Here is a 12113-nt window from a genome sequence, read left to right on the forward strand (position 1 = left end):
AATTCTAAACTTTAACCTGGATCTCAAAAAAACTATCGCAGAAATTCTTTGTGGTTACTTTGCGTGATTTTGCGCCTGTGTCGCAACAGCCTGTAACAGCGGCTTCACGCAATTGCTGCTTTCCTTGTAAATGAAACACCTTTTTCCATAACTTCGTTTTGTCCAGCCGAGAATACTCAGTTCCAAATGCCGCAACTGACGTGAAGCCGCCGGACGTTAGCCGTGATTCACAACTGAACGTAAAACCAAATACTTGATAATTATGAAAAAAATTCTATTACTTTTGCTTGTAACTTTATCTGCAAAGTCATTTGCACAGCCGAAAATAAACTTTACTTTAAAAGACATTTGTGAACAAGGCAAAAACAATATTTTAGAATGCATCACTACTTTTGAAAACAATTCCTTCAGCATTGAAGAAAAACAAATTATACAAAGCCAAGATGATTCTAGAACCATATTTGTTATTGATTCAAAAGAAAAAAAAGAAAAAAGTATTATCTATAATGTGCATATTAAAACTGGAGAAAAGTTTAGTATTGAAACTTATGACAAGCACATAATCATTCATGTTGCAAATGAATCAAAAAAGTATACATTATATAAGTAAGAAACATGAACCACGGCTAACAGCGGTTTCACGCAATTGCTGCTTACTTTGTAAAATGCACCACCTTTTTCCATAACTTCGTTCTGTCTTGCCGAGAGCCTTCAGTTCCAAAAGCCGCAACTGACGTGAAGCCGCCGGACGTTATAGGCAAGCGCTAACCGACCGCACAAAAAAACACTATGCAAATTAACGTAACTGGAGAATATAATGAAAAATTAAAGATTCGCTTTTCACAAGGAATTTGGAAGAATACTTTATATACTTTATTTGAAAATTCTACAGCCGTGAAAGTTGCATTTCCAAATGATCCGGGCTTATTTAGACTGTCGATATATTATGATTCGGAAAATTTCTATTTAGAAAATTTGCTATATATTTCTAACCCAAACTTAGATGTTCTCAGCTTTCACTTTTATAAAGAAAATGTCCGTGTTTTCTGCAAAATAGAATCTAAGTTAGTCGTTGAATTGAATAAAGAAATATTACTTAATCCACTTTCGGAAAACTTTAAAGAATTAAAAGACATTATTGAAAACTTTGATGCCGACAATTGCGCCAGCCTATAACAGCGGTTTCACGCAATTGCTGCTTCCCTTGTAAAATGAACTACCTTTTTCCATAACTTCGTTCTGTCCAGCCGAGAGTACTCAGTTCCAAATGCCGCAACTGACGTGAAGCCGCCGGACGTTACCTGCAACTTAGTAAAAATTGGAACTAATAAGAAAGATTACAGAAATATTATCCCGAATAGGTCAGCGAGATAAACTGACTGAAAATTTCATTTTCCCATATTCATCTGATCCAAAAATTAAGAGAGAACAAATTTGGAACAACTTACAAAAAGGATTACTATTTGAAGATAACCAGACCTTTATTCCTTGGCAAACTCCATACAATTATGTCCGGAAATTTGAAATAAAAAGACATGACAGTGGTGACCGAACAAATTGGTATTTAGGAAAGCGGAAAATATTAGATGGTTATGAAGGGCATTTTGAAGTTATGAAATGGTGTTGGTATTCCTGGAGAAAACCAATTAAAGAAATTTCAGAAAATATCGGTCACGATTTAGAAGGAATGAAAAACTTTAGATTTTTAGAAACACATATTACTAATTTACTTGGAGAACCTATAAAAAAAGAACTGGAAAAGTTTGGCTCTTTAGATATTGGAGAAGTTATTTGGAGGAATAAGAATGTAACAATTCGATTAATTGGAATTGAAATTTTTAATTGTCGCTATCAATTTAAAATAGGTATTAACGAGAAAGAATAAGCTGCAGGTAACAGCGGTTTCACGCAATTGCTACTCTCCTTGTAAAAGGAACCACCTTTTTCCATAACTTCGTTCTGTCCAGCCGAGAGTAATCAGTTCCAAATGCCGCAACTGACGTGAAGCCGCCGGACGTTAGCGGAAAGCGGTTGACGCGACGAACGTAAAATTAACTTATGAAAAAACTGACCTCGATATTTCTTATAATTTTATTCGTTGGTTTCGCTTTAGTTTGGTTTCTTTATAGTGCGTCTTCACATAATGTTTCTAATGAAACTCATTTAATATTTGCCTTCGTCGAAATTGTATTATTTGCAACTTTCGGAATAGTAAAAAATAAGTGGGATGTTTTTAAATCTTGGGTTATACTTTTTGTTTTAGAAACTCTGATTATTTATCGCTACAATAGTATATACTTAGAATGCGAACCTTGCTTGCCGAATACATATTGTCCGCCTTGTATTTCAGATGAACAAATTATATTAAAATATATTGGACTTGGAATCTTTGTCTTTTTTATACTGTTCAAAATTATCAAAGGTTTCAAAAATTCCGCCATCCGCTAACAGCGGTTTCACGCAATTGCTACTTTTCGTGTAAAATCAACTTCTTTTTTCCATAACTTCGTCTTGTCCAGCCGAGAGTACTCAGTTCCAAAAGCCGCAACTGACGTGAAGCCGCCGGACGTTACCTGCAACATCGGCGCACCGGACGTAAAAGAACTCTACATGAAACAATTTATATCGTTACTCTTAGTGCTATTTTCTACTTGTGTCTTCGGACAAAACGATTCAATTAATACTCCTGAGATTTTGTTACGGAAAGCTAAAAGTGATTCTTATTACAAACTTTTAGACAGCATAAATACATATTATGATTCTAAAACTGAAAAGCAAGCTGATGAAATGATAAAAAACGAATCACTTAAATCTTTAGTTTATTATGATCAATTGATTAAAGAGTTTCCAAACTCAGAATTAGTTTTTGATGCTCTTTATAATAAAGCCCAAATTACCTATGCATATTTGGATGCAGATTCAGCTTACAAAACTTTTTTAGAAGCGATTAAATTTAATACTAAGAAAACCGCTTTTAAACACAAAGCTTTTAGAGCGTTGGCAGGAATTGAAATTGACAGGAAAAATTACAATCAGGCAATACAATATTTGGATGAAAGCTCAAAATATCCAATCTATATTGACTGTGGTGTTCAATGGGAAGTCGATACAAGTCAATTAAGGAATATGTATACTGAATGCTTTGATGGATTACGAGAAAAGAAAAATTGATGCAGCAGGTAACAGCGGTTTCACGCAATTGCTGCTTCCCTTGTAAAATGAACAACCTTTTTCCATAACTTCGTTTCGTCTAGCCGAGAGTACTCAGTTCCAAATGCCGCAACTGACGTGAAGCCGCCGGACGTTATGTGCAACCCGGCCTAAAATCGCGAAAGATGGCAATCGATGACCTTTTAAAAGACAAAACCAAAAAGACTAAAGAGAAAACAGAAACCATAAGCAAATGGCTTTTGGAAGGCTCATTGCCAACAGATGAACTAATTGTTTTTGCTGAGAAAACCACAGACTCTGAAAAAGCGACTTGTATTGAGGCTGTTGAATATGCAACAAAGCAAAATCCAAAAATAGCTGATGAGACTTTATTTTTGTTTGCTATAGAAATGCTACACCAAAAAGCCCCAAGAATAAAATGGGAAAGCGCCAAAATTATAGCCAATATTGCTTATGCCTTTCCAGAAAAACTAAGTATTGCGGTTGAAAAGTTATTAGTGAACTCAGGACATACCGGAACAGTTGTTCGCTGGGCGACAGCTTACGCTCTTGGAGAAATATTGAAACTAAATACAAACCTCAACGAAAGTTTACTTCCTAAATTAGAATCGTTGTTAGAAAAAGAAACTCAAAATGGCGTAAAGAAAAAATACAGCGATGCGCTCAAAAAATCAAAAGTGGGCAGCACATAACAGCGGTTTCACGCAATTGCTGCTTCCTTTGTAAAATGAACCACCTTTTTCCATAACTTCGTTCAGTCCAGCCGAGAATACTCAGTTCCAAAAGCCGCAACTGACGTGAAGCCGCCGGACGTTAGCCGTCATGCGCTCGCCGAACTCAAAATTACAACCTTAAAAATTCGGCACATAATTTTCCCGTATTGGGAACTTTTACTATCTTTGTCAAAAAGAAAAAATCGTTGAGAGTAATTGCAAAGAAAATATTGCGTGACTTTTGGGAAGTTCATAATGATTGTGAACAGCAACTCAAAGCTTGGTTTCAGGAAACAAGCAAAGCTTTGTGGAAAAACCCAAATGATATAAAAAAGGAATATCCAAGTGCAAGCATCCTCAATAATAACAGAGTTGTTTTTAATATTAAGGGAAACAATTACAGACTGATTGTGAAAATAAATTATGATTACCAAATGGTTTGGATCCGATTTATTGGAACGCACGCAGAGTATGACAAGATTAATGCAAACGAAATTTAACGCTATGGAAATTAAGCCTATAAAAACAGAGAAAGATTACGAACAAGCGCTTGAAAGGCTTGAAGTTATTTTTGATGCAAAACCAGATTCGCCTGAAGGAGATGAACTTGAAGTTCTTGGAATCCTGATTGACCAATTTGAAAATGAAAAATTCCCAATCGGTTTGCCGGATCCAATTGAGGCGATAAAATTCCGGATGGAACAAATGGGTTACAACCAAACTGATCTTGCAAATATTGTTGGACTGAAAAGTCGTGCAAGTGAAATCCTGAATAGAAAGCGGAAATTATCTTTGGAGATGATTCGGCAGCTTCATGAAAGATTGCATATTCCGACTGATGTTCTGATTCAGACGTACTAAAATCTATGCACGACGGCTAACAGCGGTTTCACGCAATTGCTACTCACTTCGTAAAATGAACCACCTTTTTCCATAACTTCGTTCTGTCCAGCCGAGAGTACTCAGCTTCGAAAGACGCAACTGACGTGAAGCCGCCGGACGTTATGCGTGATTTTTCTTGTGTTGAAAGTTGGAGCTCCGCTCCTATTTGGTTTTGGGTGATTGGCTTGTGACTACATACGTTTACGTTGTCTTGGGATCAATATTAAAACCAACGCATAACAGCGGTTTCACGCAATTGCTGCTTTCCTTGTAAAATGTAACTGCTTTTTCCATAACTTCGTTCTGTCTAGCCGAGACTACTCAGTTCCAAAAGCCGCAACTGACGTGAAGCCGCCGGACGTTAGCGGCAAGACCACCCGCCGGTTCAGGAAACTAACGCAACACTTTTTAACCTAAATTAGTGTTGTATGAAAACAAAATTTACCCGTTTAAATCTTGCTGAAAGGATACAGATTGAGAAGCTTTTTGATAAGGGATTATCCGCCTCAGCTATCGCTGTTTTACTTGGAAGGCACAAGTCCACCATCACCCGAGAACTTAAGAAAACGCATTACAAAACCTATCTGGCAATCAATGCACATATCAGGTCCGTTAAGATATGCAGCGCCAAAAACTATGGAAGGTCGAAGATCTCAGGCAACAAGAAATTGTATGATTATGTGGTGAAACACCTGCGCAAAACATGGTCACCGGAGCAGATTTCGTTATCTTTAAAAAAGAAATTCCCAAACCAGAAACACATGCAGACAAGCCACGAAACCATCTACTATTTTGTATACCTACACAGCAAGAAATCACTCAAGGAGGAACTCATCAAACAGCTCCGGCAGCAACGAAAAACCCGCGGATCAAGGCATACCAAAGCCGTACGCGACGTTAAGATACCCGACAGGACCAGCATCGATGAGCGGCCTGAAGAAGTAAAGGGACGCCAGATCCCCGGGCATTGGGAGGGCGACCTCATTGTCGGGAAGGAACACGGCTCATACATCGGCACACTAGTCGAGAGATCATCACGCTATGTCATCCTGGTACACCTGCAGAACAAGGAGGCAGCCACGGTCCGAAAGGCATTCGAGCAGGAATTGGCAAAACTGCCGAAAATCATGCGAAAGAGCCTCACATACGATAATGGGACCGAGATGGCACAACACAAATTACTCACCAAAACAACCAAAATGAAAGTCTACTTTACCCACCCATACAGCCCGTGGGAAAGGCCCACAAACGAAAATACGAATGGGTTGCTCCGCGATTATTTCCCCAAGGGAACCGACCTGTCGGTGCACTCAAAAGCGCACCTGAAAAAAGTGCAGAAGGAACTCAATGAACGACCAAGGAAGGTACTCGACGTGAGGTCACCAATCGAGGTTTTTAAAGAATTAATACTCGACAAAATTCCGCTTTGAATAATTTCATTATTTTTACTAAAAGTTGCGTTAGCAATTTGAAACCGCCCACCAAAACCGGAACTTTCGTGAAAATTGAACATATGAAAAGAACTTGCTTTTTTTTAATAGTTTGTGCTTTTATAGGTTGTAGCAAACGTTACGTATTTGTGCTGAATGATAAAGCAGACATAAAATTCTCTTATACTGACTCAATCAAAAAAGCATACAAGAATGGTGCATTTTCAAAATCGCCATTAATAGCAATCGATGGTATTGTGCTCAAATATGATAAAAATCTTGATACAGTTGTGATACCTTTGAAAAAAACTGAAATTTATGCAATCCAATATTTGCATCGGAATGTTAGCTCAATAATCTATGGCAAAAAAGGAAAACATGGAGCGATTGTTGTAAATACAATACATTTGCACGAATAGGTCCAGCCGCTAACAGCGGTTTCACGCAATTGCTACTTTCCGTGTAAAATGAACTTCTTTTTTCCATAACTTCGTTCTGTCCAGCCGAGAATACTCAGTTTCAAATGCCGCAACTGACGTGAAGCCGCCGGACGTTACCGGCAAGCTTTCCCAAAATCACGAATAATGACAAATGACGAATTTCTAAATGTTGCGAAAATAAAATTATTTGACAACGTGTTTAATATCTCTATGAGCGTGTTTGCGTTGTGTTTTTCAATTTTTTTGCAGATTAAATTTTTTGAAGCTGTTACTTTAGAGATTTTGCAAAAACATTACTTTGGTATAGTAGTCATGTATATAATGATTTCTTCACTTTTGATTTTTATGCTATATGCATTATATATTATAGTAAAACCTTTCAAAATCCAATACGTGGAAAATAACTCAACCGAAAATCAAAATTCTGAGTTAATAAAAGAAATATATAATTTTTTAAAAGCCAAGGATTTTGAATGTCAGGAAAACGTAATTCAATTCACCTTTAAAAAAAACTTTTGGAGTTATAAACATAGATTTTATTTTCTTGTTCAAGATAATTCAATAGGAATCTACATTAAAGTCATTGACTCGAATCCAGAAGGCGGATTTTTGGATTTTGGAGCACGATTAAGATTGCAGAAAAAGATAATTAATTTGATAAAACATTAAGCCAGCCGGTAACAGCGGTTTCACGCAATTGCTGCTTTTCGTGTAAAATGAACCATCTTTTTCCATAACTTCGTTCTGTCCAGCCGAGAGTACTCAGTTCCAAATCCCGCAACTGACGTGAAGCCGCCGGACGTTATGCGCAAAACCAAAAACCGGAACGTGATATCAGAAATTAACGAAAATAAATTATTCCAGCTACAAATTCATTTCAAAATTATATTGGAAGAAGGTTTCAAAATAATTGATGAAAACAAATCTGAGTTTAATATTTATCACAGTCTTTTCAAAAGATACATTTACGGTTTTGAATCTCTAAATATACTTTTAAAAGATTTTGATAGTGAAAAAAGATATAGAGAACAATCTATTTCAATTATTTTGCGAGCAAGTTTATTAGATTACTTGACAACCTTATATTTGGGAACTTTTCAAGCCGAAATGAAATTCAATTCTGAATTAAAAGTTAAATATGACGCCGAAATTGACAAATTGACTTCGGAACAAATTAGAAGAATCATTTCAATCTCTGAGAATGACAAGAAAACTTTATTTTACAATCATAAAGTACTTTGTCAAACGGTAGATTTGTTTAAAGAAAGTTTCAGTCATCTTTTTGATCCTAATATTCCTATTGATTACAATAAACCTGGCAAATCTCTTCGATATAAATCTCACGATGATATTAAGTCAACGACTATTCGAAAGCGTCTCGATGATGTTTCTGACCAATTACAAAATATACGTTATGAAGATGTTTTTTACTTATATGATGTTTATTCTAAATACGATCATTTTGGAACCGCATCAATGCTTTTAGAATATATGGATATTAACACTGTTATTACTAATTTTCTTGGAGCAACTTTCCACATAGCAGAAGGAGTCGGATTTTGTATTGATTTAATGATTGATGAAACAAATTGCAATTCGAATTTTGATAAGATTAATCATGAGATTAGTAGTTTACGAGGCACAGTTTATAGTAAAGCATTTTGGTTAAGTCCAGAATATAAATCTAAAAACCAATAGGTTCAGCGCATAACAGCGGTTTCACGCAATTGCTGCTTCTCTTGTAAAATGAACCGCCTTTTTCCATAACTTCGTTCTGTCCAGCCGAGAGTACTCAGTTCCAGAAGCCGCAACTGACGTGAAGCCGCCGGACGTTAGCCGTAATTCTCGAGAAAATCGGAGTGTAAATGAAATATCTAAAAATAATTATCCCTTTAATTTTCTTTTTGCTGATCTGTTTTGCAGCTAATCATTCCGCAGAGCGAGATAAAATCCATCAAGATAAATTACTCCATAATAATGTGAAAATACATGGGATTATAAGCTCAATAAAAATTTCAGGAAATCATTGTTTTGCAGTTTTGGGAATTAAGAATGTAAAAAGCAATTTTACTATTTTTAACTCGAATACTCAGAAAGAGTTTTTCCCCTATTTAATTAAGAATGATAAAGCTGAAATCTATACACACATTTGTGAGAATGAAATAATGATTGGCGACAGCATATATTTTGACTCGAATAATTTAATGCTGAAAGTTTTTGGTAAAAATCAGTACGAACTCAATGTCAATTTGATATCAGAACCTACAGATATTTTTTTCGCTAAAAAGAATACACAGTTTCCAAATTAGAACTACGGCTAACAGCGGTTTCACGCAATTGCTACTTTCCTTGTAAAATGTAACCGCTTTTTCCATAACTTCGTTCTGTCCAGCCGAGAGTACTCAGTTCCAAAAGCCGCAACTGACGTGAAGCCGCCGGACGTTATGCGTGATTTTTGTTGCGTTGAAAGTTGGAGCTTCGCTCCTATTTGGTTTTGGGTGATTGGCTTGTGACTACATACGTTTACGTTGTCTTGGGATCAATATTAAAACCAACGCATAACAGCGGTTTCACGCAATTGCTGCTTACCGTGTAAAATGAACTTCTTTTTTCCATAACTTCGTTTTGTCCAGCCGAGAGTACTCAGTTCCAAATGCCGCAACTGACGTGAAGCCGCCGGACGTTGTGTGCAAGCAGCACGACTGCCCCGTCCTAAAATAGGTTGACTAAAAATTAAACACTTTTAGTAAACTATGACGACACCAAAGAAACAACAATGTCGAAAAAATGAGTATCAAAAAATTGGTTTTGACCTCAAGCTTTCCATCATTGACCAAATTGCAAATGGCCAGATATCAATCAACCATGCCGCCAAATTGCATGGGATCTCAAGAAGCTCCATTTCATACTGGATGAGAAAATTACGTACTTTTGAACAAAACTCTAAGACAATGAGTAAGAACCAGGAACTTAAAAAACTCAGGGAACGCATTGAGGAACTGGAATTCATAAAGGATTTCCAACAGGATATTATTGCTGATTTTGAAGTAACCACGGGAATCGAAATGGCAAAAAAGTCATTGCCCGAAGCATTGGTAAAAGAGATCGAGAAAAAGAAAAGAGACCTTTTAAAGTAAAGTCACTCTATGAGTGCTTCGGGATAACAAAACAGGCGTATTACAAGCGCATTAAGACCCAGGAACTAAGGCAGGAACAGCAGAAGATTGTACTGGAACTCATCAGGCCGATCCGCCAAAAACAAACCAGGTATGGCGGGCGAAAACTGTTCCTTGACCTGCAGGAAGACCTTAAAAAAAACAATATAAAGATGGGAAGGGACGCGTTCTTTACGCTCTTGAGAAACAATCATATGTTGGTGAAAAAGACCAAGAGATATCACGTGACGACAGATTCAAAACATGGATTTTATAAATCCCCGAACCGCCTCAAAGGCCTCACCCCTACTCATGCCGAACAAGTCTGGGTCAGTGACATTACCTATGTGAAGATCCAAAAAGAACACGCCTACGTGGCCTTGGTCACCGATGCCTATTCCAAGAAGATCATGGGCTATAGGATCGATACCAACATGAAGGCGACACTGGTGAAAGAGGCATTGCAGATGGCGCTCAAAAACAGGACTTACAACCATCCCCACATTATCCATCACAGCGACAGGGGAATACAGTATTGCTGTCCGGAGTTCTCAGATTTTGCCCAAAATAACGGCATGCTGCTCAGCACGACACAAAAGTATGACCCCTATGAAAACGCTGTGGCAGAAAGGGTAAATGGTATCCTGAAGTATGAGTTTGGTTTTATCAAAACATTACCTAACTTACGCATGGCAAAGAAAATGCTCAAAGAGGCTGTAAACACTTATAACAATCAAAGGAGGCATTACAGCCTGGAGATGAAAACTCCCGAATTTGCACATAAGAATCAAATGCATCAATACAAATATTATAGCCTGAATTAATAACAAAAACAGTCAACCTATTTTAGGACAAGACAGACGACGAAATCAGTCTTAATAACGTATGAAAAAATTACTAACATATTTCATTCTCTCTATTGCTATAAACGCATACAGTCAAAATTCAAAAATTTCTGGTTATATAACTTTGACGGATTCTAATTCTGATTATAAATATTTAACAGTATTATTGGTCTCTAACGATTCAATAGTTACAGGCGCAGTTCCGGATGAAAATGGACACTTTGAATTCGTAAAAAAGGTTATTGCAGGAAATTATGATTTGAAAATTCGTGAAATTGGAGTTTGTGATCTTGAAATAAAAGATATATCCGTAATAAACGGAGAAGATAAAAATTTAAAAATATCATATCCTGGAGAATGCAAATACATTAAAGTTAAAAAACCTATGTGTGTTTACAATCACTATGATAATATCATTCCAATTGTTTATGGATTTCCTAACAAGAAGATGATGAAAAAAGCTGAGCAGGAAAAACTATTTCTCGGTGGTTGTAAAATTTGCGGCTGCGATCCAAACTATTATTGTAAAACTCATAAACTGGAATTTTAATCCCTGCCTGCACACAACAGCGGTTTCACGCAATTGCTACTTCTCATGTAAAATGTAACACCTTTTTTCCATAACTTCGCTCTGTCCAGCCGAGAATACTCAGTTCCAAATGCCGCAACTGACGTGAAGCCGCCGGACGTTACCTGCCATTTTGCAAAAAACGTGAATCAATGACGCAACATCAAATTGAAAAAGGATTTTGGTGTTACCAACCAACAAATGATTTTCCTCCAAAAGGAATTAGTTTATTGGAAGATTATGATGGAAATGAAACTCTAAATCTTTATTTGGAAAATAGTAGTCATGTTAAGGCATGGAGCAAATTCTTGCCAACTTTAGAGAATGTAAAGTTTCTCTGGATTAGTAGCAATGTAAACCAAGAATTATTTGAGTCTATTTGTAATATGAAAAATCTTATTGGACTCAATATCGAAAAAAATTCAATTAAAAATATTGATGCGATTGGGAATGTTAGTACTCTTACTTTTCTTCGCTTAGCAAATTTCACAACAATTGAAAATATTAAATCTTTAAGTTTATTAATAAGCCTGGAAGTATTAGAACTTGAAAATTTTAAAAATGTTTCAGATTTTCAAATAATTGGAAAACTCAAAAAATTGCAAGGGCTTTCAATTAGTGGCAGTATGTTCAGCTCACAGAGAATTGAAAATATAGATTTCATTAAGTCACTAACTAGCTTAAAATATCTTATGCTTATCAACTCAAAAATGACTGATAAAAATTTTGATGCACTTTTAAATTTACATCAACTAGAGACATTTTATTCATCGTATAATTATCCCCGAACAGAATTTGAGAAACTAAAATCTTTGCCTAATCTTAAAACCACTAACCTACCCCTTTTTCAAACATGAAGAAAAATAAAACGGCAGGTAACAGCGGTTTCACGCAATTGCTGCTTTTCGT

At 36.4% G+C, this 12113-nt stretch carries 16 protein-coding genes; all 16 read left to right on the top strand.

The features are described 5' to 3' along the window. Positions 1 to 262 precede the first annotated feature (262 nt). The 16 genes from HYN48_RS13505 to HYN48_RS13580 all read left to right on the top strand — a co-directional run bounded on the left by HYN48_RS13505 (position 263) and on the right by HYN48_RS13580 (position 12061). On the top strand, positions 263 to 610 hold the full coding sequence (locus HYN48_RS13505; RefSeq protein ID WP_108372579.1) for a hypothetical protein: 348 nt from the start codon (positions 263 to 265) through the stop codon (positions 608 to 610). A gap of 179 nt (positions 611 to 789) precedes the next feature. Next, positions 790 to 1176 carry a hypothetical protein gene (locus HYN48_RS13510; protein ID WP_108372581.1) on the top strand — a complete coding sequence of 129 codons (387 nt, stop codon included), beginning with the start codon at positions 790 to 792 and terminating at the stop codon, positions 1174 to 1176. 142 nt (positions 1177 to 1318) lie between these two features. Beyond that, positions 1319 to 1885 (top strand): hypothetical protein, encoded by a 567-nt coding sequence (locus HYN48_RS13515; RefSeq protein WP_108372583.1) that lies wholly within the window; start codon positions 1319 to 1321, stop codon positions 1883 to 1885. 725 nt (positions 1886 to 2610) lie between these two features. Beyond that, on the top strand, positions 2611 to 3171 hold the full coding sequence (locus HYN48_RS13520) for a tetratricopeptide repeat protein (RefSeq protein ID WP_146171795.1): 561 nt from the start codon (positions 2611 to 2613) through the stop codon (positions 3169 to 3171). A 164-nt stretch (positions 3172 to 3335) separates the two neighbouring features. Continuing rightward, a complete protein-coding gene (locus HYN48_RS13525; protein ID WP_108372587.1) occupies positions 3336 to 3863 on the top strand; it encodes a hypothetical protein in 528 nt (175 codons plus the stop codon). Between the two features lie 227 nt (positions 3864 to 4090). Then, positions 4091 to 4384 carry a type II toxin-antitoxin system HigB family toxin gene (locus HYN48_RS13530; RefSeq protein WP_108373665.1) on the top strand — a complete coding sequence of 98 codons (294 nt, stop codon included), beginning with the start codon at positions 4091 to 4093 and terminating at the stop codon, positions 4382 to 4384. Positions 4385 to 4388: 4 nt separating this feature from the next. After that, complete coding sequence (locus HYN48_RS13535) at positions 4389 to 4745, top strand: helix-turn-helix domain-containing protein (protein WP_108373663.1); 357 nt, start codon at positions 4389 to 4391, stop codon at positions 4743 to 4745. Positions 4746 to 5194: 449 nt separating this feature from the next. Continuing rightward, the gene (locus tag HYN48_RS13540) at positions 5195 to 6196 is read left to right on the top strand and encodes an IS30 family transposase (RefSeq protein WP_108372589.1); all 1002 of its coding nucleotides are present in this window, start codon (positions 5195 to 5197) and stop codon (positions 6194 to 6196) included. 83 nt (positions 6197 to 6279) lie between these two features. Then, the gene (locus HYN48_RS13545; RefSeq protein ID WP_146171796.1) at positions 6280 to 6615 is read left to right on the top strand and encodes a hypothetical protein; all 336 of its coding nucleotides are present in this window, start codon (positions 6280 to 6282) and stop codon (positions 6613 to 6615) included. A gap of 165 nt (positions 6616 to 6780) precedes the next feature. Continuing rightward, positions 6781 to 7305: a hypothetical protein gene (locus tag HYN48_RS13550; protein WP_108372594.1), complete on the top strand. Its 525-nt coding sequence runs from the start codon at positions 6781 to 6783 to the stop codon at positions 7303 to 7305. Positions 7306 to 7464: 159 nt separating this feature from the next. Then, positions 7465 to 8334 carry a hypothetical protein gene (locus HYN48_RS13555; protein ID WP_146171797.1) on the top strand — a complete coding sequence of 290 codons (870 nt, stop codon included), beginning with the start codon at positions 7465 to 7467 and terminating at the stop codon, positions 8332 to 8334. Between the two features lie 167 nt (positions 8335 to 8501). After that, positions 8502 to 8945 (top strand): hypothetical protein, encoded by a 444-nt coding sequence (locus HYN48_RS13560; RefSeq protein ID WP_108372598.1) that lies wholly within the window; start codon positions 8502 to 8504, stop codon positions 8943 to 8945. A 444-nt stretch (positions 8946 to 9389) separates the two neighbouring features. Continuing rightward, positions 9390 to 9773 (top strand): helix-turn-helix domain-containing protein, encoded by a 384-nt coding sequence (locus tag HYN48_RS15380; protein ID WP_108372600.1) that lies wholly within the window; start codon positions 9390 to 9392, stop codon positions 9771 to 9773. A gap of 23 nt (positions 9774 to 9796) precedes the next feature. Continuing rightward, positions 9797 to 10615 carry an IS3 family transposase gene (locus HYN48_RS13570; RefSeq protein WP_245946011.1) on the top strand — a complete coding sequence of 273 codons (819 nt, stop codon included), beginning with the start codon at positions 9797 to 9799 and terminating at the stop codon, positions 10613 to 10615. 61 nt (positions 10616 to 10676) lie between these two features. Next, a complete protein-coding gene (locus tag HYN48_RS13575) occupies positions 10677 to 11186 on the top strand; it encodes a peptidase associated/transthyretin-like domain-containing protein (protein ID WP_108372604.1) in 510 nt (169 codons plus the stop codon). Between the two features lie 170 nt (positions 11187 to 11356). Beyond that, positions 11357 to 12061: a leucine-rich repeat domain-containing protein gene (locus HYN48_RS13580; RefSeq protein ID WP_108372606.1), complete on the top strand. Its 705-nt coding sequence runs from the start codon at positions 11357 to 11359 to the stop codon at positions 12059 to 12061. Positions 12062 to 12113: the final 52 nt, after the last annotated feature.

The organism is Flavobacterium magnum, from assembly GCF_003055625.1.
Classification (GTDB): Bacteria; Bacteroidota; Bacteroidia; order Flavobacteriales; family Flavobacteriaceae; genus Flavobacterium; species Flavobacterium magnum.

What these genes read in the sequence shown, in the direction of transcription:
- HYN48_RS13505 (WP_108372579.1), top strand. Translation starts at nt 263, where the DNA reads ATGAAAAAAATTCTATTACTTTTGCTTGTAACTTTATCTGCAAAGTCA.
- HYN48_RS13510 (WP_108372581.1), top strand. Translation starts at nt 790, where the DNA reads ATGCAAATTAACGTAACTGGAGAATATAATGAAAAATTAAAGATTCGC.
- HYN48_RS13520 (WP_146171795.1), top strand. Translation starts at nt 2,611, where the DNA reads ATGAAACAATTTATATCGTTACTCTTAGTGCTATTTTCTACTTGTGTC.
- HYN48_RS13525 (WP_108372587.1), top strand. Translation starts at nt 3,336, where the DNA reads ATGGCAATCGATGACCTTTTAAAAGACAAAACCAAAAAGACTAAAGAG.
- HYN48_RS13535 (WP_108373663.1), top strand. Translation starts at nt 4,389, where the DNA reads ATGGAAATTAAGCCTATAAAAACAGAGAAAGATTACGAACAAGCGCTT.
- HYN48_RS13540 (WP_108372589.1), top strand. Translation starts at nt 5,195, where the DNA reads ATGAAAACAAAATTTACCCGTTTAAATCTTGCTGAAAGGATACAGATT.
- HYN48_RS13545 (WP_146171796.1), top strand. Translation starts at nt 6,280, where the DNA reads ATGAAAAGAACTTGCTTTTTTTTAATAGTTTGTGCTTTTATAGGTTGT.
- HYN48_RS13550 (WP_108372594.1), top strand. Translation starts at nt 6,781, where the DNA reads ATGACAAATGACGAATTTCTAAATGTTGCGAAAATAAAATTATTTGAC.
- HYN48_RS13560 (WP_108372598.1), top strand. Translation starts at nt 8,502, where the DNA reads ATGAAATATCTAAAAATAATTATCCCTTTAATTTTCTTTTTGCTGATC.
- HYN48_RS15380 (WP_108372600.1), top strand. Translation starts at nt 9,390, where the DNA reads ATGACGACACCAAAGAAACAACAATGTCGAAAAAATGAGTATCAAAAA.
- HYN48_RS13575 (WP_108372604.1), top strand. Translation starts at nt 10,677, where the DNA reads ATGAAAAAATTACTAACATATTTCATTCTCTCTATTGCTATAAACGCA.
- HYN48_RS13580 (WP_108372606.1), top strand. Translation starts at nt 11,357, where the DNA reads ATGACGCAACATCAAATTGAAAAAGGATTTTGGTGTTACCAACCAACA.